Consider the following 21374-nt stretch of genomic DNA (forward strand, 5'->3'; position numbering starts at 1 on the left):
TTTCTCCACCCCCACCAACCGGAGTTCGTGTCTGCCTCACGGCGGCCGGCCCGGGGCACTGGAGAAGCACCCCGAGGGATCCTTGCTCCGCCGTCCCGCCCTCGGGGGGTCTCCAGCGCCACGGGCGCGCCGGGAGCCACGGGCACAAGAGGGGCTCGACATGGCACCCAGCAACACCAGCAGTAACGACGGCGGTTCCACCCCAGCAAGAGACCCAGGTCCGGACGGCGCCTCAACCCGCCTCCCCGGCGAGCCGTCCGGGTCCGGGACCCGTCCCGGCACCCACCCCGGAATCCACCCCGTGGACGAGGTGCTGCCCCCGGTGAAGCTGTTCTCCACCGGGCTCCAACACGTCGCCGCGATGTACGCGGGGGTCGTCGCACCCCCGCTCATCGTCGGCGCCGGCGTCGGACTGTCCGCCGCCGACCTCGCCCTGCTCATCTCGGCCAGCCTGTTCACCGCCGGACTGGCCACCCTGCTCCAGACCCTCGGCGTCTGGAAGATCGGCGCGCGACTGCCGTTCGTGAACGGCGTGTCGTTCGCGGGCGTCGCGCCCATGATCGCCATCGCCAAGGGCTCCATCGAAAGGACAGGGGGCCCGAAGGACGCCCTCCCGGTGATCTTCGGAGCGGTGATCGTCGCGGGGGCCCTGTGCTTCCTCGCGGCGCCGTACTTCTGCAAGCTCATCCGGTTCTTCCCCCCGGTCGTCCAGGGCACCGTGATCACCCTCATCGGGGTGTCCCTGCTCCCGGTGGCGGTGAACTGGGCGCGCGGCGGCTCGCCGGGCGCCCCCGGGTACGGCTCCATGCGGGCCATCGGCCTCGCCGCGATCACCCTCGTCGCGGTGGTGCTCTGCAACCGGCTGCTGCGCGGTTTCTGGCAGCAGCTGTCCCTGCTCATCGGTCTGGCGTTCGGCACCCTGATCGCCTTTCCGCTGGGGCTGGCCGACTTCGGCGCGGTCCAGGACGCGAAGGTCTTCGCGCTCCCGTCCCCGTTCCACTTCGGCGCGCCCGCGTTCGACGCCGCCGCCATCGTCTCGATGTGCATCGTCATGGTGGTCTCGATGACCGAGTCCACCGCCGACATGCTCGCCCTCGGCAAGATCGTCGAGCGCGAGGCCGACGAACCCACCCTCGCCGCCGGCCTCCGGGCCGACGGACTGGCCACCGCGATCAGCCCCGTCTTCAACGGCTTCGCCGCCAGCGCCTTCGCCCAGAACATCGGGCTGGTGGCGCTGACGAAGATCCGCAGCCGCTTCGTGGTCGCGGCCGGCGGAGGCATCCTGATCCTGCTCGGGCTCTTCCCGGTGCTCGGATCGGTCGTCTCCCTCGTGCCGCAGCCCGTGCTCGGCGGCGCCGGGATCGTGCTCTTCGGCACGGTCGCGGCGAGCGGGATCCGCACCCTCGCGGAGGCCGGCATGGAGTCCAGCGCCAACACCATCCTGGTGTCGGTCTCGCTCGGTGTCGGCATCATCCCGATCGCCGTACCGAACTTCTACGACTCCTTCCCGGAGGCCGTCCGGACCCTGATGCACTCGGGGATATCCGCCGGCTGCGTGATGGCCGTCCTGCTCAACCTGCTCTTCCACCACGTCGGGACCACCCGCCGGTCAGGATCGGAATCCCTGCCCGGCCAGACCCCCGGCGCGACGGTGCCGACGGCGACACCGTCCTGACCGGTCCGGGCGGGGGCGCGCACCCTGAGGTGCGCGCCCCTCCTGGCCCTCCCCCATAGGAGTGACACCATGGCAGTCCAGCCCCCACCCGCCGACCAGCGGATCGTGATCGAGAACGTCGCGATCGCCACCGTCGACGCCGCCGACACCGAGTACGCCCGCGGCCACGTGGTCATCCTCGGCAACCGCATCGAGTCGGTCGGGGACGGCCCCGCCCCCAACTGGCTGGACAACGTGGTGCGCCGCATCAACGGCGAGGGCCACCTGATCACCCCGGGCCTGGTCAACACCCACCATCACTTCTACCAGTGGATCACCCGCGGGCTCGCCCAGGACGACATCCTCTTCGACTGGCTGGTCGCCCTCTACCCGACCTGGGCCCGGATCGACGAGAAGCTCGTGCACGCCGCCAGCCAGGGCTCGGCCGCCGCCCTGCTCAAGTCCGGCTGCACCACCGCCTCGGACCACCACTACGTCTTCCCCAAGGACGGCGGCGACGTCCTCGGCGCCTCGATCGAGGCCGTCCAGGAGCTCGGGCTGCGCTTCACCGCGCTGCGCGGCTCGATGGACCGCAGCAAGAAGGACGGCGGGCTGCCGCCGGACCACGCCGTCGAGGAGCTCGACGACATCCTGGCCGCCTCCGAGGCCGCCGTGGACCGCTACCACGACTCCTCGTTCGGCTCGATGCTGCACGTGGCGATCGCGCCCTGCTCGCCGTTCTCGGTCTCCACCGACCTGCTCCGCCAGTCCGCCGAACTCGCCCGCCGCAAGGGCGTCCGGCTGCACACCCACGGGTCGGAGACGGCCGAGGAGGAGCAGTTCTGCAAGGAGCTGTTCGGTATGGGGCCGACCGACTACTTCGAGTCGGTGGGCTGGCTCGGCGAGGACGTCTGGATGGCCCACTGCGTCCACATGAACGACTCCGACATCGCCAAGTTCGCCGAGACGGGTACGGGCGTCGCCCACTGCCCGTCCTCCAACGCCCGCCTGGCCGCCGGGATCGCCCGGGTGCCCGACATGCTCAAGGCCGGCGTACCGGTCGGGCTCGGCGTCGACGGCACCGCCTCCAACGAGTCCGGCGAGCTGGGCACCGAGCTGCGCAACGCGCTGCTGATCAACCGCCTCCACGGCTCCCCGACCGCGCTGACCGGGCGCCAGGCGCTGCGTCTCGGCACCATGGGCGGGGCCCGGGTGCTCGGGCGGCAGAACGAGATCGGCTCGATCGAGGCCGGCAAGCTGGCGGACCTGGCGCTCTGGAAGATCGACGGCGTCATGCACTCCTCGATCGCCGACCCGGTCGCGGCCCTCACCTTCGGCGCACTGCCGCCACTGGCGGTGCTGTTCGTCAACGGCAACGCCGTGGTGGAGAAGGGCGAGCTGACCACCGTCAACGAGGACCGGATCGCCCGGGCCTGTGCCCGCGCGGCCAGGGAACTCGCCTCCCGGCCGGTGTGACGGCCTGACACCGAGGACTCCGGGGCGCCCAGGGACGGTGCGTGACCCGGACTCCGCAGGCCCGGCAGGGTGTGCGGACTGCGGCCCCGAACCCACGGCGAGGGTTCGGGGCCGCGGCGTGGGCGCGAACAGAGTTCAGCGAACAGAGTTCAACCAACAGATTTCAGCGAACAGATGACAACTTTCATCATCTGTTCGCTGAAATCCGTTCAGGCCGTCAGGCCGTGCGTCCCAGCGTCGCCAGGTAGGCGCGCCAGCCGCCGTGGTGGGTGATCTCGCGGTGCACCCCGCGCTCGACCTCGCCCCGGGCGAGCAACATGGACAGGCACGGCGAGCCGTCCTCCAGCTCGATCACGCCGAGCTCCAGCTCCCGCGGCTCGCCGGGCAGGATGACGTCCCGCAGGCGCTCCAGACTGATGTCGTACAGCTCGCCCTCGATCGCGCTGTCGACGCCCGGGTCGGCCAGCAGCCCCGGGCAGACGTCCGTACCGCCGCTGTGGTCGATCGAGAAGAAGCGGTAGCCGGGCGCGGTGCGGACCGGGCCGATCAGGGCGTCGGCCACCTTGTCGTGGAACGGTCCGCCGACCATCGCCTGGCCGTTGAAGAAGATGCGCGCCATCAGTGAACTCCTCACACAGAAAAGACCGTTCCGCACGGCGACGAGAGGACAGGTGGATTCGTCGCCGTACGGAACGGAGCAAACGGGGGCGGAACTGCTACAGCCCGGCAGGCGGCAGCGGTGGCGCCGGTGGATAGATTGGTGCTCAGCCCAGCAGGGGAAGCGCGGGGAGGGTCAGGAAGTCCGCGAACTCCTCGGCCAGGGCGACCTGTTCGAAGAGCTGGGCGGCCTCGCGCCAGCGCCCGGCCTGGTAGGCCTCGGCGCCGAACTCGGCACGGAGCTCGGCCAGTTCGGTGGCGACCAGGCTTCGGACCAGCTCGGCGGTGGCCTTCTCGCCGGTGTCGGACAGCACGACCCCGTTGTGGATCCACTGCCAGATCTGCGAGCGCGAGATCTCGGCGGTGGCGGCGTCCTCCATCATGTTGAAGATGCCGACCGCCCCGAGCCCGCGCAGCCACGCCTCGATGTAGCGGATGCCGACCTGGACGGCGTTGTGCAGCCCGGCGTGGGTGCAGGTGCCGCCGGCGCCCGCGATGTCGAGCAGGTCGGCGGCGGTGACCGGCTCCGACGGGCCGGGGTTGTCCTTCTGGTGGGGCCGATCGCCGAGCACCGCGTCGAAGGAGGCCCGGGCGACCGGGACGAGGTCCGGGTGGGCGACCCAGGAGCCGTCGAAGCCGTTTCCGGCCTCGCGGTCCTTGTCCGCCTTGACCTTCTCCAGCGCGGCCGCGTTGACCTCCGGGTCCTTGCGGCTGGGGATGAACGCGGCCATGCCGCCGATCGCGTGGGCGCCCCGCCTGTGGCAGGTTTGCACCAGCAGCCGGGTGTAGGCGGCCATGAACGGCGAGGCCATGGTGACGCTGTTGCGGTCCGGCAGGATGTAGTGCGCACCGGCGTCGCGGAAGTTCTTGACGATCGAGAACAGGTAGTCCCAGCGTCCGGCGTTGAGGCCGGCCGCGTGGTCGCGCAGCTCGTAGAGGATCTCGTCCATCTCGAAGGCCGCGGTGATGGTCTCGATCAGCACGGTGGCCCGGACGGTGCCGTACGGGATGCCGAGTTCGGCCTGGGCGTGGGTGAACACGTCGTTCCAGAGCCGGGCTTCGAGGTGGCTCTCGGTCTTCGGCAGGTAGAAGTAGGGGCCGGAGTTCGGGTCCTCGGCACCCTTGGCGAGCAGCCGGGCCGCGTTGTGGAAGAAGTACAGGCCGAAGTCGACGAACGCTCCGGCCACCGGGACGCCGTCGACCAGCAGGTGGTTCTCGTCCAGGTGCCAGCCTCGCGGGCGGACCACGACGGTGGCGAGTTCGGCGGCGGGCTTGAGGGTGTAGGCCTTGCCGGCCGGGCTGGTGAAGTCGATCCGGCCTTCGAAGGCGTCGATCAGGTTGACCTGGCCGCTGACCACGTTCTCCCAGGTCGGGGAGGTGGCGTCCTCGAAGTCGGCGAGCCAGACCTTGGCCCCGGAGTTGAGCGCGTTGATGACCATCTTGCGGTCGGTGGGGCCGGTGATCTCGACCCGGCGGTCTCGGAGCGCGCGCGGCGCCTCGGCGACCTTCCAGTCCCCGGCCCGGACGTCGGCGGTCTCGGGGAGGAAGTCCAGCGTGCCGGTGCGGGCGATCTCGGCCCGTCGGGTCTTCCGCCTGGCCAGGAGCTCCTGCCGGCGCCCTTCGAAGGCGCGATGGAGGCCGACGACGAAGGCGACCGCCTCCGGAGTGAGCACCTCCTCCGCCCGGTGGACGCGCGGACCGGCGACAGTGACGACCGGAGCGGCGGGGGAGGCGCCGACGGGCCCCTGATCTGCAGCCATGAGCAGGACACTCCTAAGACGGTTGAGCCTGGCAAGGGAGCTCCGGTGGGAACTTCCTCGGGAACTTCCTCGATCGTTACCCGCCTGTCGGCGAGTTCGATTCTGTAAGGTGGAGACTAGTTTCCGCGATACAGAATTTCAACGGTTTGTTGAAGAGGTCGCCGGGACTCTACTCCTCCCCGACAGCGAAGGGAACGCCGGTGGTTGCGACCCCCGACACAGCATCGACGACAGGCGCCGACCGCGCGAGCGGCGGCGTTCAGTCCGTCGAGCGCGCCTTCCAACTCCTGGAGGCACTGGCCGACTCCGGCGGGGTGGCCACCCTCAGCGAGCTCTCCGGCAGTTCCGGCCTCCCGATGCCGACCATCCACCGACTGGTTCGTACCCTCGTCCAGCAGGGTTACGTCCGCCAGGACACCGCGCGCCGCTACACGCTCGGCCCCCGGCTGATCCGCCTCGGCGAGACGGCCGGACGCCTGCTCGGCAGCTGGGCCCGCCCCTACCTGGCCGAGCTCATGGAGGCCACCGGCGAGACCGCCAACCTGGCCGTGCTGGAGGGCGGCGAGGTGGTGTACGTCGGGCAGGTGCAGTCGCGGCGCTCGATGCGGATGTTCACCGAGGTCGGACGGCGGGTGCAGCCGCACTGCACCGGCGTCGGCAAGGCGCTGCTCGCCCAGCTCCCCGAGAACGAGGCGCGCGCGATCCTGGGCCCCAACCCGCTGCCCGCGCACACCGAGTACACCGTGACCGACCCGCAGGAGCTGATGGACCAGCTCGCCGAGGCGCGCGAGCGCGGGTACGTGGTCGACGACCAGGAGCAGGAGATCGGCGTCCGCTGCATCGCGCTCGCGGTACCGGGCGCGCCGACGCCCACCGCCCTGTCGGTGTCCGGCCCGGAGGCCCGGATCCGGGCGCTGGAGGAGCAGGCGGGGGCGTCCTCGCTGGTGCCGGTGATGCACCAGATCGCCTCCCGTCTCGGGCAGGTCCTCGCTCCCTGACGGACCGTCAATCCTTCTGAGCGGGATGCGACGTGGGGACCATGTGACGTGTGGATCATGTGACGTGGAGATGCCGTCGGATCCCTCCCCCACCGTCCTCCGTTCGACGGACGCGTGGGCGGGTTGCTCCGGGTCCGCGGGGCCGGTGCCACCACCCTGGTGCGGACGCGGCCCGCGCCCGAGCGGGCCGCCGGAGCGCGAGGGAGCGGTGAGCGGCGATGGCACGCGGGCAGGACAGGCGCAGGGAGCTTCGGGTCGGATCCGGTGGGGCGCCGTCCACGGCGGTGACGGCGGCGGGTTGCGCGGTCGCGCTGCTGGCCGCCGGACCGTCCTTTGCGGCCCCGGGTCCCGTGCCCCGGCCGAAGCCGCGGGTCGCGTCGGTGGGCCCGGCCGCCGTGCGGTCCGACTCCGACCTGGAGGTGGTCCGGCAGGATCCGGCGGCCGCCCCGCCCGGCGGCACCACCACGGTCCGTGCCTTCGTCGCGAACCGCGGCCCGGACACCACGGGCTCGCCGTTCACGGTGGTCGTCGTCCTGCCGCGGGGCGTGACACCGCAGGGCCCGTACTTCCCCTCCGACTGCGCGGTGCCGGGGGGCGGGCGTACGGTGCGCTGCGTCTTCGGGGCCGGGCTGAAGCAGGGGCGCAGCGCGACCGCGCTCGTCCCGGTGCGGATCTCCCCCGACGTGCCGCTGGGCGTGCTGGAGGGCGGGGCGGTCGAGGTGCACAGCCCGGACGACCGGGACGGAAGCAACAACCGGCAGCCGTTCGCCATCGAAGTGGTCGAGACGGCTGCCGGTTCCTGAGAGCGGCTGGTCTGCGGGCTACACGCGGTCGGCGTCCGCGGTCGGCGTCCGCGGTCAGCGGTAGACGCGCACGTAGTCGGCGGCGAAGGTGATCGGAGTGTTTCCCTGCGGCGCCGGGTGGTACTTGCCGGCGCCGACGGAGAGGTTGAGGATCAGGTACGCCGAGAAGTCGGCGCCCACGCCCTTGCCGTCCGAGAACACCTTGACGCCGTTGACGTACCAGTCCACCGAGTTGGCGCCGTAGTAGGTGCCGATGGTGACCCACTGGTCCTTGGCGACGGCATTGGCGTCGGTGTAGTAGTCCGCGTTGCCGGGGTTGACGTGGTTGGTCAGCTCCAGCAGGTCCGGGTTGTCGGGGTGGTACTCGAAGGAGTCGACCTCCCCGTTGCCGTTCTTCCAGGTCCACAGGGCGGGCCAGGCGCCGGTGCCGGAGGGCAGCTTGACCCGGGTCTCGGCGTAGTCGCCGGTCTTGACCTGGAAGCCCTCGGCGGAACCCTCGGTGGTCAGGAAGCCGGTGTTCCAGGACTGCTGGCCGTTCTCCAGGGTGGGGCCACCGGGGGTGGCGGTGAAGGTGGCGACGCCGTTCGCGACGCTGACGTTGTTCTTGTTCAGCCAGTCGAGCTTGTTGTCGTCCGGGTTGTGGTTGCCGTACTTGTACGCGGTGCTCTTGTCGCCGACCCAGCGCCGGCCCCAGTCGATCGGGGCGTTGAACTCGTCGGACCAGGTCAGCGACTTCCCGGCGATCGGGGAGGCCGGCGCCGGGGTGCTCGGGCTCGCGGTGGCACTCGGGCTGGAGGTGGCGCTCGGGCTCGCGGTCGGCGCCGTGGTGGGCGCGACGGTCGGCGGCGTGGTGGCCGTGGCCGTCGGGGTCGGCTTGGCGGTGGTCGGCGCGGCGGTGGTGGGCGCGGCGGTCGTGGGGGTAGCGGTGGTCGGCGACGGCTTGGCGGTGGGGGTGGCCGTCGGGGCCGGGGCGGGCGTCGACGTGCCGGCCCGGGAGACCACCAGCTGCTGCGAGGGCAGGTTGTGCCAGCCGCCGCCGAGGTCCTGCCAGAAGCCGAACTGGGTGTAGGTCCCGGCGGGCAGGGTGCGCGCGCCGCTGGTGAAGGAGAACCCGCTCGGGCAGAGCTGCACGTTGCCGGCGTTGCCCGGGAAGTCCAGGTTGGTGCCGTGCGCGTCGCGGACGCCCACGCCGACGGTCCTGGCGACGAAGCAGGACGAGGAGTGCAGGCTCAGCGAGGCGGTGGTGGCCTTGCCCGCGACCATGGTGGCGGGGGCGAGCCGGTCCTGGGTGACGGTCGGGCCGGTGGCGGCCTGGGCACCGGCGACGGCCGGCAGCCCGAGCAGGCCGGCGCCGCTGATGGCGAGCGCACCGGTGGCGGCGAGGGCGGCGTTGCGTCCGCGGTGGGACGGACGGGCGTGACGGGGCGCGCGACCGCGCCCGGCAGGCTGGGGCATGGGAGTCCTCTGCGACGCCTGCGAGGTGAGCTGTCGGATTCGGGCTGCAGTTGCCCGGCCGCCCGGGGAGCGGCTTCACCCCTAGCCGGAGCCCGCACGCTGGTGCGTACGGGCCGGGCGCTGACCTTGGTTCCCCCGCTCCCGTCCGCTGTCGTGCTCGGCTGCCCGCCGACGGGTGGACAGGACTCGGCGTCCCGGCGGCGGAGTCCGCGAGGGCGGACGACCCGTTGCAGGCTAGGCAGGCTGTGCGTGAACGGACAACTCCATCCGGCCGGTTGTCGCGCAGCTCACAGTGGTGTCGATCAACGACGCTGCGTGGCCGCCGAGTTGATCGATCCCGGCGCCGCGGCCGGGGGTTCGCGGGTCGAGGCCCGGCGGTTCAGCCGAGCCAGGCGGCCACCTGGCTCTCGGCCTCCGGCGACCAGGCCAGTTCCAGGTGGTTGAGCCCGCTGAGCAGCCGGGTGCCGCCGACGGTCGCGATGCCGGTGGTGTCCAGGGCGCTCGCGGTGAACACGATGCCGTCGCTGGGACCGCGGTTCTCGTCGAGCACGCCCGGGATGTCGGCCGAGCCGCCCGCGAGGAGGTAGGTGGGCACCGAGGCCGGGATCCCGGCGCGCCGGAGCGGGGCGATCAGCGAGCCCGCGTCGACGGCCGCCTGGATGCCCTGGCCGGAGGCGTGGAGGCCCTGGCCGCCGTAGTAGGTGGTCCACCAGTCCTGGGCGGTGGTGTCCACCCCGTAGACGGCGTCCCAGCGGGCGAGCAGCTGGCGCTGGCCCGGGTAGCAGTCGCTGCCGCCGGTCGGCAGCACCCCCAGGCAGGGCTGGGCGGTGTACGTGCCGTAGCAGGTCATGTAGAGGTGCGGGGACGGCGCGTTGGCGGTGCCGCCGCAGGCCGGCCAGGTGGCCAGGTCGAAGTCCCAGCCGTGCGCGTAGACGTAGTCGAGCCCGCCGTTCGGCCCGCCGAGGGTGACCAGGCGGCGCACGTCGCCCGCGTACGGCCGCCCCCAGGAGGGCCGCACCGAGGACACGTACGCGCGGGCGGCGACCTCTCCCTTGCTCCAGGCCACCACGTCGACCTGGGGGACGCCGAGCCGGGCGCGGATCAGCGCGATCGCGTCACCGACGGCCTGGGCCTGGAGCAGGTTGTCGCCGTGCTTGTGGGCGAAGCCGACGGCGAACACCCGGTGGCCGGTCCCGGCCAGGTACTGGGCGAGGCCGGTGGACGGGCAGCTCGCGGCGCCGCAGATGCCGCCCTCCCCCGGGTTCACCCAGGCGCGGTCGGCGTTGTCGTTGGCGCCGTGCACCAGCAGGACGGGGGTACCGGTGCCGCCGGCGTCCCAGCCGGGGGCCGAGTAGAGCAGGAAGCGGCCGGAGTACGGCTCGCCGGTGCCGAAGTAGGTGCGGCGGGGGCCGTCCTGGTCGCCGCGGCCGTCGGCGGGGAACTGCTCGGTGCGGAAGCCGGGGGTGGGGTCGAGGTAGCGCTCGACCTTGGCCCAGCCGTTGCCGGGGGCGGGGAAGGTGGCTTCGAGGGCGAGGGGGGCGGCGGCCGTTGCGGCGGTGGTGGCCGTTGCGGCGGTGGTGGCCGTTGCGGCGGAGGTGGCCTTCGGGATGGTGGCCGCTCCGGCGGAGGGGGCGCCGAGGAGGAGGGCGGTGAGGCTCAGGAGGAGGGCGGAGAGGGCGGCGGGGACGCGTCGTCGGGTGGGGGTACGTCTCATGGGCGTGCACGGTAGGACCGGTCCGCGGTCGCGCCCATGTGCCGGTCGCACACCGCGCGCGGCGTGACGGTGGCAGACCGCACCGTGGCGCGGGGCCGCCCGAGTCCGCCCGGTCGGATAAATTGGAACCCTGGCATTTTCCGCGGTGCACAAGTGCGCCGACTCCGGTGTGCCCGGTCCGTACGGTCCGTCCCACGCTCCCGAGAAGAGGTTCCGCCCCACCATGACCGCGTCCCTGCCCGCCTTCGCCGGCCGTACCTACGTCTTCCGGGTCGACAACGGCGCGGCCTTCCGCAACACCTACTCGGCCGACGGCGCGCGGCTGCGCTGGGAGGGCCTCGGCGAGTCGGCGGGCCAGTGGGAGGACGTGCGGCTGCACGTCGCCGAGATCGCTCCGGGGATCTACTTCGTCAGCTGGACGGAGCAGAGCGGGATCACCGTCAGCCACGTGATGGACCTCAACGCACTGACCGTGCGGGCCTTCTGGACCTTCGAGGGCGAGGGCGGCCGGGTCGGCCAGCTGCACACCGGGACGCTGGAGCGGGTGGCCTGAGCGGTGTGACGACGCGACGAACCCCCGAGGCCGTGGCCGGTCCCGGGGGTTCCGTGCGTTCCGGTCCGGCGGAGTCGTCCGTCAGACGCTCTGACCCGGCTGACCCGGCTGACCCGACTGGCCCGACTGGCCCGGCTGACCCGGCTGGTCCGGGACCTTGAGGTGCTGGGACAGCCACTCCAGCGAGGAGGGCAGCAGTGCGCTCCAGGTCTCGAAGTTGTGGCCGCCGTTCTCCAGCATGCTGTACGAGACCTTCATCGGGCTGTGCACCGCGTCGATGAACGCCTCGGTGTCCTGCTTGTAGCTGCCGTCGCCCTTCTTGGTGCCGGCCAGCAGGACCGAGACGTTCGGCTGCGGCAGGTTCTTCAGCCGCCACATCAGGTTGGCCTCGTCGCGGCGCTGCTTGCTGCCGCCGAAGAGGTCACCGGTGGTCGGGTCGTCGGCGGCCTCGTAGTACCCGGAGAGGGCGACGGCGGTCGGGAAGACGTCCGGGTGGCGCATGGCCAGCTTGACGGCGCAGTAGCCGCCGGTCGAGTTGCCCATGAAGGCCCAGGCCTTCGGGTCGGCCGAGACCCGGTAGCTCGCCTCGATCGCCGAGGGGACGTCCTTGGTGAAGTACGTGTCGGACCGGGCGCCGCCCGGGATGTCCTCGCACTCGGTGTCCTGCGGCAGGGCGGGCGAGGGACGCATCAGGACCATGACGGTCGGCTGCATCCGGCCCTCCTGCAGCAGCTTGAGGGCGGCACCCGGGTAGTTGAAGCGGGTGATCAGGTTCTCGGCGATTCCTGGGAACCCGGTGCTGACGATCACCGCCGGGAACTGCTTCTGCGCGTACTCCGGCTGGAAGTACTGCGGCGGCAGGTAGACGTACCCCTCCGTCGACAGCCGGCTCTCCTTGCCGTCGATCCGGACCTTGCGGATCTCGCCGGACTGGCTGGGCTCGCGGCCCATCGCGCCGCCGCCCTTCACCGAGGCCCGGCCGATGGTCTCGACGACAAGGCGCCCGGAGGCGTCCGCCTTGTTGTGGATCACCACCGGGCCGGTGCTGCCGGTGCCCAGCAGGTCGTCCCAACTGCTGTAGAACGCGAAGTAGTTGTTGGCCACCAGGCCGAGTGCGGCGAGCACCGCGACCTGGGTGGCGAGCAGCGTGCCTATTCGGCCGAGCACCGCCTGCCAGCTCTTCCTGGCGAGTCTGGGCCACAGCCAGACCGTGCCGACCATCGTCACGACCGCAAGCAGTACGGCCAGCGCCAGCACTTTGTGGCTCGTCAGACCCATGTTCCAGTTGCTCCCACGCCTCGAACTCCGCGCCCCCTCCGCTCAGGGACATCCCAGGAGGTCACCCCGGTACCCCCGCCGGGGCGCGAGGACCCACCCTAGCGGGAGCTGTGAGGCAGCTGACCGGCGGCTGGGGGTCGGGTGAGAAGCCGCAGCCCCGCCGTGAGCTCGCGCATGCAGCGGGCGGCGAGGTCCTGCGGAGAACCCGGGCCGGCGACCGGGGCGTCCGAACCGGCCCACTGCTCCAGGGCCACCCGGATCGCCGCCGTGGCCGCGGCGGCGGCCAGCCGGATCTCCAGCGGGTCCGTGCCGTCCGGGCAGCGGGCGGCCAGCACGGACCGCAGCCGCTCCTCCGATCCGGCGTGGACGCGCTGCCAGGTGCCGTCCAGCCGCGGGTCGCGCAGCAGGCTGCGGGTCCAGTGCATGGCCTCGACGGCCTCGTCGTCGGCCGGGGTCAGCGACTCGACCGCCGAGCGCTCCAGCGCCTCCCGCAGCGGGAGGTCGGCCCGGCTCGCGGCCAGCAGGTCCACCCAGCGCTGTCCGCCCGCCGCCAGCAGCGGGGCGACGGCGTCCTCCTTGACCGAGAAGTAGCGGTAGAAGGTGCGCAGCGAGAGGCCCGCGGCGGCGGCGATCTGCTCGGCGGTGGTCGCCTCGGCCCCCTGCTCGGCGAAGAGCGCGGCTGCGGTGCGGGCGATGTCCAGCCGGGTGGCGTCACGGCGGCGCTGGGTCAGGGTCGGGCGTCCGGTCACAGGGATCAGCGTACGCATCCGCGTGCCGCCTCGACACGTCCCGCCGAGATGGCACATCGAGCCTTTTTGGCGCGACGTGCCACTCGGGCGTACCGTGCCCCTGAGTCGAGAGACAGCGAACGAAGGAGACCACCATGGAGCGCTTCAGCGGACGGAACGTCCTGATCACCGGCGGCGGCTCTGGCATCGGCCAGGCCACCGTGCACCGGATCCTCGCCGAGGGCGGGAAGGTCGTCGCCGTCGACGTCGACGAGGACGGCCTGAAGAGGACGCTGGACCGCGCGACCTCCGACGGCACCGCCGACCGCCTGACCCTCCAGGTGCTGGACATCGCGGACGAGGCGGCCGTCGTCACGGGCGTGGCCGAGGCGGTAGCGGCGCTGGGCGGTCTGGACGTCCTGGTCAACGCGGCCGGCATCCTCCGCTCCTCGCACACCCACGAGACCACCCTGGAGTTCTGGAACAAGCTCCTCGCGGTGAACCTGACCGGCACCTTCCTGATGACCCGCGAGGCGCTCCCCGCGCTGCTCACGACCGGCCGGGGCGTGGTGGTCAACTTCAGCTCCACCTCCGCGACCTTCGCCCACCCCTACATGGCCGCCTACGCCGCGACCAAGGGCGGCATCCAGTCCTTCACCCACGCGATCGCCTCGGAGTACTCGAAGCAGGGCCTGCGCGCGGTCTGCGTCGCGCCGGGCAGCATCGACAGCGGCATGACCAACAACCCGGGCCTGCCCGCCGACGCCGACTTCAGCCTGCTCGCCAAGCTCTCCCCCGCCCTCGGCCAGGGCTTCGCCGGCCCGGAGACGGTCGCCGGCGTGATCGCCATGCTGGCCTCCGACGACGGCGCCTTCGTCACCGGCACCGAGCTGCGCATCGACGGCGGCACCCACATGTGACCCCTCCGTCGGCCGGTCGGGCGCGGGGCCTGTGCCGTCCGCTGTACGGCTGTACGGCTGTACGGCACAGGCCCCGCGGGCCCTCCCCGCCCGCGGCGGTCCTCTCGTTCGGACCGCACCTGGCGGGCGCTAGGTGACCGCTCGCGGCCGGCGGGGATCAGCCGCGGCCCGGCGGGCGTCCCGGTGGGCGGCGCGGGCGTTGCCCACCGCGGCGATCGCGGCGCCGACCAGCAGGAGGGCCACCGCCGGCAGGAAGCACGCCCCCGCGATCCGGCCGTAACCGCCGTGCCGGGCGGGGTCGAGGAACTGGGGCGTGGTCCGGGCAGGGGCTGCTCGGATTCAAACGCCGGCGGGCGGACCCGGCCACAGGAGGGGTCGGGGCGGCTCCGGGCCGGACCCGTCCTAGGGACTGCGCCAGTCCGCGGCGAAGGCCGCCGCAGGGTTGGCGACCAGCAGTCGGTCGCGCAGCTCGGGCCCGAAGGTGCGGTCCAGCCGCGGGGCGAGGTCGGTGAGCAGCCGGGCCGGGCCGCCGAGCTCCCGGGCCGTACGGGTGGTGGTGTCGGCGCCGAGCAGCAGCCGGTCGGCGAGGCCGGCCTCGACCAGATCGGCGATGACGTCGAAGGCCTGGAGGTCGGCGGGGTGGCCGATCCGGGAGGGGCTGTCGAGGGCGAGGAACACGCCCTCGGCGGCGAGGCTGCGGTGCAGCGCCCGGTCGGTGAAGCGGGTGAGGTGGCCGAGGACGATCCGGTCGGGACGGACGCCGTGCCGCCCGTGGAGCCGGCGCAGGACGCCGTGCGGGTCGCCGTCCGGTTCGAGGTGGACGGCGATCGGGGCGCCGGTGGCGTGGTGCGCCTCGGCCGCGGCGGCCATCGTCCGGCCGGTGTGCCCGGTGAGCGGGCCCGCGTCGTCGGCGATCTTGATCAGGCCGGGTCGCATGCCCTCGGGGGCGCCGGGGAGCCCGGTGGTGAGCTCGGTGACGAAGCGTTCGGCGAGGTCCGCGTACGGGGCGGTGAGGCTCTGGGTCGGGACGTCCGAGGCGGGGAAGCGGCCCGGGGCGTAGTGGGCGGTCTGGTGCGCGCCGGTGGCGGCGACGACGTGGACGCCGCTCGCGCGGGACAGCTCGGCCAGGGCGTCCGCGCCCCGGCCCATGCCCCACGGGGTCCACTGGACCAGGCTGCGGCCGCCGACGGCGGCGAAGGCGCGCAGCACGTCCGCGGCGGCGGCCGGGTCGTCCAGCTCCTGGCCGGGGAAGCGGGGGCTGCGGATGAACAGGTGGTCGTGGGAGTCGGTGACGCCCAGCTGGGCGGGGTCGATGTCGCCCAGCACGGTCCGTACGGTGCGGGTGGCGGGGGCGGTGGTCATGCGCGGGCCTCCGCCGGGGTCTCGGCCGCTGCCGGGGCTTCCGTCGTCGGGGTGTCGGCCGCCGTGAAGGTGGCGGTGGCGACCCGGAGGCCGGCCAGGGCCTTGGGAACGCCGACGTACGGGGCGAGGTGGACGATCACCTCGGTGATCTCCTCCCGCGTCATGCCGATCCGCAGGCTGTTGCGGACGTGGTCGGCGAGCTGGGGCTCGACACCGCCCAGGGCGGTGAGTGCGGCCAGATTGGCGATCTGGCGGTCGCGCAGGGCGAGGCCGGGGCGCTGGTAGGTGCCGCCGAACAGGCTGGTGACGATCCAGTCGGCGAAGCCGGGGGCGAGCCCGTCCAGTCCCCCGAGGGTGGCGGCGGCGACCGGGCCGGCGAGTTCGGCGAGCAGGGCGTAGCCGGCTTCGCGGTCGAGCGGGGCGGGGGTGAGGGCGTCGGGGGTGAGGGCCTCGGGGGTCATGGTGGCGGGGGGCGTGACGGCGGGGGGCGTGATCGCGGAAGTCATGGTGGCGGAGGGCGTGGTCGCTGTGGTCTCGGTGGCGCGGGGCATGGCGGCTGGGCCTTTCACCAGTGGCGGCCGGCCGGCAGCCGGTCGAGTTCGGGGCGGGACAGGTGCAGCACCTGGTAGCGGGTGCCGGGCGCGTCCTCGGGGGCCGGGCCGTGCCAGAGGGCGAGGGTGAGCAGCTCCCAGCGGCTCGGGTCCACCGCGACGGCGGCGGTGTGCAGGGCGGACCGCCGGGGACGTCCGGAAATCCCGGCGGGTCCGGCGGGTTCGCTGGGTTCGGCAGGTACGGCGGGGTCGGTGAGCCGGGCGAGTTGGGCGAGCTCGGCGACGGCCTGTTCGACGGCCTCGGCCGGGTCCGCGGCCTCCGGGAGCCGTACGGTGGCGCGGGTGGCGGTGGTCGGGGCGTCGGTCCGGGCGCCCTCGACCAGGCCCGCGCCGAGCCAGTGGTGGACAACCGGGCGGCCGAAGTCGGCGCTCAGTCCACGGAATCCCGGGCCCCAGAGGAAGCCGTTCATGCCCTCTGCGGTGCGCCAGAGGTAGAACGGCGCGTACTGGTTGACCGGCGAACCGTCCCGGCCGCGCTCACGGACCAGGTACGCCTTCAGGCCGAGGCCGGGGCAGGTGTCGAGCAGGTGGCCCTTGTCGGCCACGCGCTTGCGGATGATGCCCATGTCGTAGTCGGCGGGGAGGGTGATCTCGTACTGCATGGCGTGCACGGCGGAACTCCTGGACTCGTACGTCTGATGGCCTGGAAGGGCCGCGGGGGGGTGCTGCGCGGTGGACGCCGGACGTCGTCCGTCAGGCCTGCCGTCGATGGACTGCGAGCAGACCGAGGGCGCCGCGGACGGCCTGGTCGAAGGGCGCCGCGCTGTCCGCGGCGCGGGCCAGGACGTAGCCGCCCTGGACGACGGCGACCACGGCGGCGGCGGTGTCCGCCGGGTCCAGGCCGGGGGCGAACTCGCCGTGGGCCTGGCCCTCGGCGACCAGTTCGGCGATCCGGCCGCGCAGCCAGTCGAAGGTCTCCTCGACCGGGGCCCGCAGCTGCGGGTCGGCGACCACGTCCGGGTCCTGGGCCATCCGACCGATCCGGCAGCCGCGCAGCACCTCGCGGTCGCGGTTCAGGTAGGCGGCGATCCGGTCGTACGCGGTGCCGGGGGCTGCGAGGTCGGCCTCGGCGGTGCCCCGCATCTGCTCGGCGCTGCGACGCAGGGCCGCGGCGGCGAGGTCGGGCTTGCCGTTGAAGTGGTGGTACATGCTGCCCTGGCCGACGCCGGAGCGCTGCTGGATGGCCTTGGGGCTGGTGCCGACGTAGCCGCGCTCCCAGAGGAGGGCCTGGGTGCTCTCGATGAGACGGTCCTGGGTGCTCATGCGGATCACTGTACATACCAGTAGGTACAGTGAGGAAGGGGTTTCCCGGACCAGGAATGACCGACGCCGGAGGACCGAGGGCCGTGCGCCGCCCCCCGGCGGCCACGGCCCCTCGACCGTTCGTCATCCCCCTTGCTGGCATTGGGCATTCCGCCACGGCCGGTGGCGCGCGTCACGTCACGGACGGTGGCGGGCATCACGCGGGACAGGGGGTGCGCGGCGCGTTGCGCGGGCGGGCGGCCAGGGGAGTTCGCGCCGGACCGCCGGGGCGGCTGGCAAGATGTCCGCCATGAGCTACCTCGCCGCGGATGACCGCTATGCCTCGATGACCTACCGGAAGGCCGGCCGCAGTGGCGTGCAGTTGCCCGCCGTGTCCCTGGGCCTCTGGCACAACTTCGGTGACGCCCAACCGCTGGACGTGCAACGGGCGGTACTGCGCCGGGCCTTCGACCGCGGCGTCACCCACTTCGACCTGGCGAACAACTACGGCCCGCCGTACGGCAGCGCGGAGCGCAACTTCGGCTACCTGTTCGCGCAGGACTTCCGGCCGTACCGCGACGAGCTCTTCATCGCGACCAAGGCCGGCTGGGACATGTGGCCCGGCCCGTACGGCAACGGCGGCAGCCGCAAGTACCTGCTGGCCAGCCTCGACCAGTCGCTCGGCCGGATGGGCCTGGACTACGTCGACGTCTTCTACTCGCACCGCTACGACCCGGACACCCCGATCGAGGAGACGATGGGGGCGCTGGACAGCGCGGTGCGCTCGGGCAAGGCCCTGTACGCCGCGATCTCCAACTACCCTGCGGAGCAGCACCGCGAGGCGGTGGCGATCCTGCGCGAGCTGGGCACGCCGGTGCTGATGAACCAGTCGGCGTACTCGATCCTCGACCGGCACGTGGAGGAGGCGGGCGTGCTGGACGCGGTGGGCGACACCCAGACCAGCCTGATCGCCTACTCCCCGCTCGCCCAGGGTCTGTTGACGGACCGTTACCTTTCCGGCGAGGTGCCCGTCGGGTCGCGGATGTCGGTCGGGAAGTTCCTCACCGAGGAGGTGCTGACCGGTCGGAAGCTGGAGCAGCTGCGGGCGCTGAACAAGGTCGCCGAGGGGCGCGGGCAGAGCCTCGCGCAGCTGGCGCTGTGCTGGGTGCTCCGGGACCCGCGGGTGGTCTCGGTGATCATCGGGGCGAGCAGCGTGTCCCAGCTGGACCAGAACCTCGACGCGCTGGCCGGCGGGCCGCTGACGGAGGAGGAGCTGGCGGAGATCGACCGACTGAGCGCCTGAGGGTGACCGGTGACGACTGCCAGCTGGACGACTGACAGCTGACGGCGGACAGATGACAGCCGACAGATTTCAGATGACAGATAACAGCTGACAGATTCTGAAATCTGTCAGCTGTTATCTGTTGCCCGTCAGCCGGACCCCGGTCCCGCGGTCAGTGGACCGGCGTGTACTTGTACCCGACCCGACGCACCGTCACGATCGACTCGCGGTAGGCCGGTCCGAGCTTGCGGCGCAGCCGGGCGACGTGCACGTCGACCGTGCGGCCGTCCCCGACGTGGCCGTAGCCCCAGACCGCCGAGACCAGGTGGTCCCGGGTGTGCACCCGCTGCGGGTGCTCGGTGAGGTGGGCCAGCAGCTCGAACTCCAGGTACGTGAGGTCGAGCAGCCGCCCGTCGACGTAGGCGTTGCGCCGCTCGGCGTCGACGGTGATGCCGCGTCCGGCCGGCCGGACCGACCGGACGGCGCCCGGTGCACCGGCGCCCGGCAGACCGACCGGCCCCGGTGCCGGCGCCGGGTTCTCGGCCGGCACCAGCACCAGGTAGCCGACCATCGGGTGGCCCGCGGCCCCGCCGGGCTGCGCACCGTACTGGGCGAGCAGTCCCTGCGGCAGGGCGCCCTGCGGTAGGGCGGCGACGACGGTCGCCCCCTCCGGCAGCGCGGCGAGCAGCGAGGCGGGCGCGGGAGGAAGGACCGCACCGGGCTGCGGCCCGGCGGCCGGGGCCGGTCCCGGCCGGCCCGGTCCGACCACCGGGGAGCCGGACGGCAGGGGGACGGTCGGGACGGTGGAGGGAATCGAGGAGACGGAGGGGACGGACCGGACCGCGCGCAGGTGCGGGGTCGCGGTGGGCAGGGGCAGGGTGGCCGTGGAGGAGGAAGACATGGTGTGCCGCTCATTTCGCGCGTGACGGACGGGGTGGAGTCGTCTGCGCGTCGACCGGGCGTACTGCCGGAGCTGGACCGGGTGGAGTCGGGCTCAGCGGGCGGAGGGCCGGGACGCGCTGGGCGAGCCCGGACACGTCTGGTCGAACAGGTGCGGTTGCCGGGACGGCCAGAACGGTTCGAGGTCGTGGCGACCCCGTCGGCGGTCCGGGTCGGGACCGGTCCGACCGGTCCGACCGGTGGGACTGCTGAGGCGGACGGTGTTCACTGGTGGTTTCTCCGCGGAACGGGGCCGGTTGAGGCGGGCCGCGGGTGCACCTGACGGGCGATCCGCTGCGGCCTGGTCGACGGGTTCGGTGGTACGCCGGGCGGCGGCCGGGCGTGGGCCGGAGGTGCCGGGGATGTACCGGGTCGGGGCTGGACCGGTCAGCGACAACAGGCGCTGCAGATCAGCGCGTGGTCGATGTAGCGGCGGGCGGTGAGCACCGGCATGACGGGACCGGGCACGGCGGCGATGCGTCGCTGGTCGACGGTCATCCCTGCTGCCCTCCCCCTTCGTCCTGCTTCGTTCCGACGGCCCGTGCGATGGCACGGCCGGAACGGCTTCCGTCCACAGAGCCTTCCACGCCCGAGCCCGTCTAGGCAACCTTCCGAACGCCGGACGTCCGCCATGTGGACAACCGAATGAGACGCCGGATGTACGAAGGGCCCCTGACCAGCACCGATCCCACGGTCCCTCAGGTCGAGACTCGGGTCGCCCCTCGGGTCAGCTCCTCGGGCCGGCCCCTCAGGTAGAGGCTCAGGCCCGTCGGCGGAGTGCGGCGGCGTGCTCGACCAGCGCCACCAGCAGTTCCTTCCCGTCCTCCCGCAGTCGCGCGTCGCACAGCACGACCGGGATCCCCGGGTCGAGGTCGAGCGCGTCCCGGACCTCGTCCGGCGCGAAACGCTCGGTGCCCTCGAAGCAGTTGACCGCGACCAGGAACGGGATGCCGCGCTGCTCGAAGAAGTCCACCGAGGGGAAGCAGTCGGCCAGTCGCCGGGTGTCGGCGAGCACCACGGCGCCGAGCGCGCCGCGCGCCAACTCGTCCCAGACGAACCAGAACCGGTCCTGCCCGGGCGTCCCGAACAGGTAGAGCGCGAGGCCGGGCCGCAGGTCGATCCGGCCGAAGTCCATCGCCACCGTGGTGGTGCGCTTGGCCTCGACGCCCGAGGTGTCGTCCACCGGGCGGCCCAGTTCGCTGAGCTCCTCCTCGGTGCGCAGCGGACGGATCTCGCTGACCGAGCCGACCAGCGTGGTCTTGCCCGCGCCGAACCCGCCCGCCACCAGGATCTTCACCGCGACGCCCGGACCGCCCCGCCAGCGCGGGTCGCCGTCGCTCCCCAACGGTTTCGGCGCGGCACCGCCGGGAGCGTTCCCGGGCGTGCTCGGCGGGGTGTGGTCAGAGCGCACGGAGTCCATTGATCACGTCTCGCAGCAGGCGCTCGTCCGGCAGCTCGGCGAGCGGAACGGGTCGGGTGACGCTGATCAGGTCGGCGTCGTAGAGGTCGCCGAGCAGCACGCGCACCACGCTGACCGGCAGGTCGGTGTAGGAGCCGAGTTCGGCGACGGACAGCGGCTCGTGACGGCACCAGGCCAGCAGGGTCTGGTGCTCCGGGTCGAGGACGTGCGCGGGCACGGCCCCCGCGTCCGGCCCGGGGTCCTTGGCGGTGACCAGCGAGATCAGGTCGAACAGGCCCTCCTCGACCGGCCGGGTGCGGCCCCGGGTCATCGAGTAGAGCCGCACCACCGGGCCGGCCTCGTCGTCGAACCACCGGTCGTCGACCGGGGTGCGCGGCTGGAACAGGTCGACCTCGGGTCCGTCCGGGGACCCCGGTGCCTGCTCCACGCCGTCCGCCCCGGCCGGACCCCCCGGTGCCGTCGAGCCCTCCGGTGCCGCAGAGCCGCCCGGCCCGTCCGCCTTCGGATCCGCCATCGGACCGC

Annotated in this window: 20 protein-coding genes and 1 riboswitch; of the genes, 7 read left to right on the forward strand and 13 right to left on the reverse strand. The window is 72.8% G+C overall.

The annotated features are described in order from the left end of the window. Nucleotides 1-160: 160 nt before the first annotated feature. Both ACZ6Z8_RS15560 and ACZ6Z8_RS15565 read left to right on the forward strand, forming a co-directional pair. Nucleotides 161-1675, forward strand: a complete 1515-nt coding sequence (locus ACZ6Z8_RS15560; protein ID WP_465609948.1) for a nucleobase:cation symporter-2 family protein — start codon at nucleotides 161-163, stop codon at nucleotides 1673-1675. A gap of 69 nt (nucleotides 1676-1744) precedes the next feature. Then, a complete protein-coding gene (locus ACZ6Z8_RS15565) occupies nucleotides 1745-3130 on the forward strand; it encodes an 8-oxoguanine deaminase (protein ID WP_465609949.1) in 1386 nt (461 codons plus the stop codon). Between the two features lie 217 nt (nucleotides 3131-3347). Here the strand turns inward: ACZ6Z8_RS15565 and ACZ6Z8_RS15570 are convergent, their stop codons facing one another. Beyond that, nucleotides 3348-3749 (reverse strand): allophanate hydrolase-related protein, encoded by a 402-nt coding sequence (locus ACZ6Z8_RS15570; RefSeq protein WP_465609951.1) that lies wholly within the window; start codon nucleotides 3747-3749, stop codon nucleotides 3348-3350. 145 nt (nucleotides 3750-3894) lie between these two features. Then, complete coding sequence (gene aceB, locus ACZ6Z8_RS15575; protein WP_465609953.1) at nucleotides 3895-5547, reverse strand: malate synthase A; 1653 nt, start codon at nucleotides 5545-5547, stop codon at nucleotides 3895-3897. A gap of 200 nt (nucleotides 5548-5747) precedes the next feature. Here aceB and ACZ6Z8_RS15580 point away from each other — a divergent pair, with 200 nt between their 5' ends. Continuing rightward, nucleotides 5748-6545, forward strand: a complete 798-nt coding sequence (locus ACZ6Z8_RS15580) for an IclR family transcriptional regulator (RefSeq protein ID WP_465609955.1) — start codon at nucleotides 5748-5750, stop codon at nucleotides 6543-6545. A 395-nt stretch (nucleotides 6546-6940) separates the two neighbouring features. Continuing rightward, the gene (locus tag ACZ6Z8_RS15585) at nucleotides 6941-7348 is read left to right on the forward strand and encodes a hypothetical protein (protein ID WP_465609957.1); all 408 of its coding nucleotides are present in this window, start codon (nucleotides 6941-6943) and stop codon (nucleotides 7346-7348) included. Nucleotides 7349-7402: 54 nt separating this feature from the next. On the opposite strand, the gene ACZ6Z8_RS15590 is transcribed toward ACZ6Z8_RS15585, so the two are convergent. Further along, nucleotides 7403-8803 (reverse strand): glycoside hydrolase family 16 protein, encoded by a 1401-nt coding sequence (locus tag ACZ6Z8_RS15590; RefSeq protein ID WP_465609959.1) that lies wholly within the window; start codon nucleotides 8801-8803, stop codon nucleotides 7403-7405. A gap of 7 nt (nucleotides 8804-8810) precedes the next feature. Then, nucleotides 8811-8918: riboswitch (cyclic di-AMP (ydaO/yuaA leader) on the reverse strand. A 264-nt stretch (nucleotides 8919-9182) separates the two neighbouring features. After that, nucleotides 9183-10517, reverse strand: coding sequence for an esterase/lipase family protein (locus ACZ6Z8_RS15595; protein ID WP_465609961.1), 1335 nt, complete (start codon nucleotides 10515-10517; stop codon nucleotides 9183-9185). A 223-nt stretch (nucleotides 10518-10740) separates the two neighbouring features. Here ACZ6Z8_RS15595 and ACZ6Z8_RS15600 point away from each other — a divergent pair, with 223 nt between their 5' ends. Next, nucleotides 10741-11070, forward strand: a complete 330-nt coding sequence (locus tag ACZ6Z8_RS15600; protein WP_046386777.1) for a MoaF-related domain-containing protein — start codon at nucleotides 10741-10743, stop codon at nucleotides 11068-11070. Between the two features lie 81 nt (nucleotides 11071-11151). Here ACZ6Z8_RS15600 and ACZ6Z8_RS15605 read toward each other — a convergent pair whose 3' ends face one another. After that, nucleotides 11152-12348 carry an alpha/beta hydrolase gene (locus ACZ6Z8_RS15605; protein ID WP_465609963.1) on the reverse strand — a complete coding sequence of 399 codons (1197 nt, stop codon included), beginning with the start codon at nucleotides 12346-12348 and terminating at the stop codon, nucleotides 11152-11154. Nucleotides 12349-12446: 98 nt separating this feature from the next. Further along, nucleotides 12447-13097: a TetR family transcriptional regulator gene (locus ACZ6Z8_RS15610; RefSeq protein ID WP_465609965.1), complete on the reverse strand. Its 651-nt coding sequence runs from the start codon at nucleotides 13095-13097 to the stop codon at nucleotides 12447-12449. Between the two features lie 134 nt (nucleotides 13098-13231). Here ACZ6Z8_RS15610 and ACZ6Z8_RS15615 point away from each other — a divergent pair, with 134 nt between their 5' ends. Beyond that, nucleotides 13232-13996: an SDR family NAD(P)-dependent oxidoreductase gene (locus tag ACZ6Z8_RS15615; RefSeq protein WP_465609967.1), complete on the forward strand. Its 765-nt coding sequence runs from the start codon at nucleotides 13232-13234 to the stop codon at nucleotides 13994-13996. Nucleotides 13997-14398: 402 nt separating this feature from the next. Here ACZ6Z8_RS15615 and ACZ6Z8_RS15620 read toward each other — a convergent pair whose 3' ends face one another. The 4 genes from ACZ6Z8_RS15620 to ACZ6Z8_RS15635 all read right to left on the reverse strand — a co-directional run bounded on the left by ACZ6Z8_RS15620 (nucleotide 14399) and on the right by ACZ6Z8_RS15635 (nucleotide 17232). Then, nucleotides 14399-15358 (reverse strand): phosphotriesterase family protein, encoded by a 960-nt coding sequence (locus ACZ6Z8_RS15620; RefSeq protein ID WP_465609969.1) that lies wholly within the window; start codon nucleotides 15356-15358, stop codon nucleotides 14399-14401. Then, nucleotides 15355-15909, reverse strand: a complete 555-nt coding sequence (locus ACZ6Z8_RS15625) for a carboxymuconolactone decarboxylase family protein (protein ID WP_465609971.1) — start codon at nucleotides 15907-15909, stop codon at nucleotides 15355-15357. Before ACZ6Z8_RS15625 ends, ACZ6Z8_RS15620 begins: the two co-directional genes overlap by 4 nt. A gap of 14 nt (nucleotides 15910-15923) precedes the next feature. Beyond that, complete coding sequence (locus ACZ6Z8_RS15630) at nucleotides 15924-16580, reverse strand: DUF4865 family protein (protein ID WP_465609973.1); 657 nt, start codon at nucleotides 16578-16580, stop codon at nucleotides 15924-15926. 82 nt (nucleotides 16581-16662) lie between these two features. Next, nucleotides 16663-17232 (reverse strand): TetR/AcrR family transcriptional regulator, encoded by a 570-nt coding sequence (locus ACZ6Z8_RS15635; protein WP_465609975.1) that lies wholly within the window; start codon nucleotides 17230-17232, stop codon nucleotides 16663-16665. A gap of 289 nt (nucleotides 17233-17521) precedes the next feature. Here ACZ6Z8_RS15635 and ACZ6Z8_RS15640 point away from each other — a divergent pair, with 289 nt between their 5' ends. Beyond that, on the forward strand, nucleotides 17522-18514 hold the full coding sequence (locus ACZ6Z8_RS15640) for an aldo/keto reductase (protein ID WP_465609977.1): 993 nt from the start codon (nucleotides 17522-17524) through the stop codon (nucleotides 18512-18514). A gap of 151 nt (nucleotides 18515-18665) precedes the next feature. On the opposite strand, the gene ACZ6Z8_RS15645 is transcribed toward ACZ6Z8_RS15640, so the two are convergent. From ACZ6Z8_RS15645 to ACZ6Z8_RS15655, 3 genes are all read right to left on the reverse strand, one after another. After that, on the reverse strand, nucleotides 18666-19394 hold the full coding sequence (locus ACZ6Z8_RS15645; protein WP_465609979.1) for a winged helix-turn-helix domain-containing protein: 729 nt from the start codon (nucleotides 19392-19394) through the stop codon (nucleotides 18666-18668). Between the two features lie 798 nt (nucleotides 19395-20192). After that, the gene (locus ACZ6Z8_RS15650) at nucleotides 20193-20852 is read right to left on the reverse strand and encodes a GTP-binding protein (protein ID WP_465609981.1); all 660 of its coding nucleotides are present in this window, start codon (nucleotides 20850-20852) and stop codon (nucleotides 20193-20195) included. After that, a complete protein-coding gene (locus ACZ6Z8_RS15655; RefSeq protein ID WP_232543114.1) occupies nucleotides 20833-21162 on the reverse strand; it encodes a DUF742 domain-containing protein in 330 nt (109 codons plus the stop codon). The genes ACZ6Z8_RS15650 and ACZ6Z8_RS15655 overlap by 20 nt, the downstream gene beginning before the upstream one ends. Between the last annotated feature and the right edge of the window lie 212 nt (nucleotides 21163-21374).

The organism is Kitasatospora sp. NPDC101108 (assembly GCF_055584725.1).

Coding starts and splice junctions, on each gene's coding strand:
- ACZ6Z8_RS15560 (WP_465609948.1), top strand. CDS start 161: ATGGCACCCAGCAACACCAGCAGTAACGACGGCGGTTCCACCCCAGCA.
- ACZ6Z8_RS15565 (WP_465609949.1), top strand. CDS start 1,745: ATGGCAGTCCAGCCCCCACCCGCCGACCAGCGGATCGTGATCGAGAAC.
- ACZ6Z8_RS15570 (WP_465609951.1), bottom strand. CDS start 3,749: ATGGCGCGCATCTTCTTCAACGGCCAGGCGATGGTCGGCGGACCGTTC.
- aceB (WP_465609953.1), bottom strand. CDS start 5,547: ATGGCTGCAGATCAGGGGCCCGTCGGCGCCTCCCCCGCCGCTCCGGTC.
- ACZ6Z8_RS15590 (WP_465609959.1), bottom strand. CDS start 8,803: ATGCCCCAGCCTGCCGGGCGCGGTCGCGCGCCCCGTCACGCCCGTCCG.
- ACZ6Z8_RS15595 (WP_465609961.1), bottom strand. CDS start 10,517: ATGAGACGTACCCCCACCCGACGACGCGTCCCCGCCGCCCTCTCCGCC.
- ACZ6Z8_RS15600 (WP_046386777.1), top strand. CDS start 10,741: ATGACCGCGTCCCTGCCCGCCTTCGCCGGCCGTACCTACGTCTTCCGG.
- ACZ6Z8_RS15605 (WP_465609963.1), bottom strand. CDS start 12,348: ATGGGTCTGACGAGCCACAAAGTGCTGGCGCTGGCCGTACTGCTTGCG.
- ACZ6Z8_RS15615 (WP_465609967.1), top strand. CDS start 13,232: ATGGAGCGCTTCAGCGGACGGAACGTCCTGATCACCGGCGGCGGCTCT.
- ACZ6Z8_RS15620 (WP_465609969.1), bottom strand. CDS start 15,358: ATGACCACCGCCCCCGCCACCCGCACCGTACGGACCGTGCTGGGCGAC.
- ACZ6Z8_RS15625 (WP_465609971.1), bottom strand. CDS start 15,909: ATGCCCCGCGCCACCGAGACCACAGCGACCACGCCCTCCGCCACCATG.
- ACZ6Z8_RS15635 (WP_465609975.1), bottom strand. CDS start 17,232: ATGAGCACCCAGGACCGTCTCATCGAGAGCACCCAGGCCCTCCTCTGG.
- ACZ6Z8_RS15640 (WP_465609977.1), top strand. CDS start 17,522: ATGAGCTACCTCGCCGCGGATGACCGCTATGCCTCGATGACCTACCGG.
- ACZ6Z8_RS15645 (WP_465609979.1), bottom strand. CDS start 19,394: ATGTCTTCCTCCTCCACGGCCACCCTGCCCCTGCCCACCGCGACCCCG.
- ACZ6Z8_RS15650 (WP_465609981.1), bottom strand. CDS start 20,852: ATGGACTCCGTGCGCTCTGACCACACCCCGCCGAGCACGCCCGGGAAC.
- ACZ6Z8_RS15655 (WP_232543114.1), bottom strand. CDS start 21,162: ATGACCCGGGGCCGCACCCGGCCGGTCGAGGAGGGCCTGTTCGACCTG.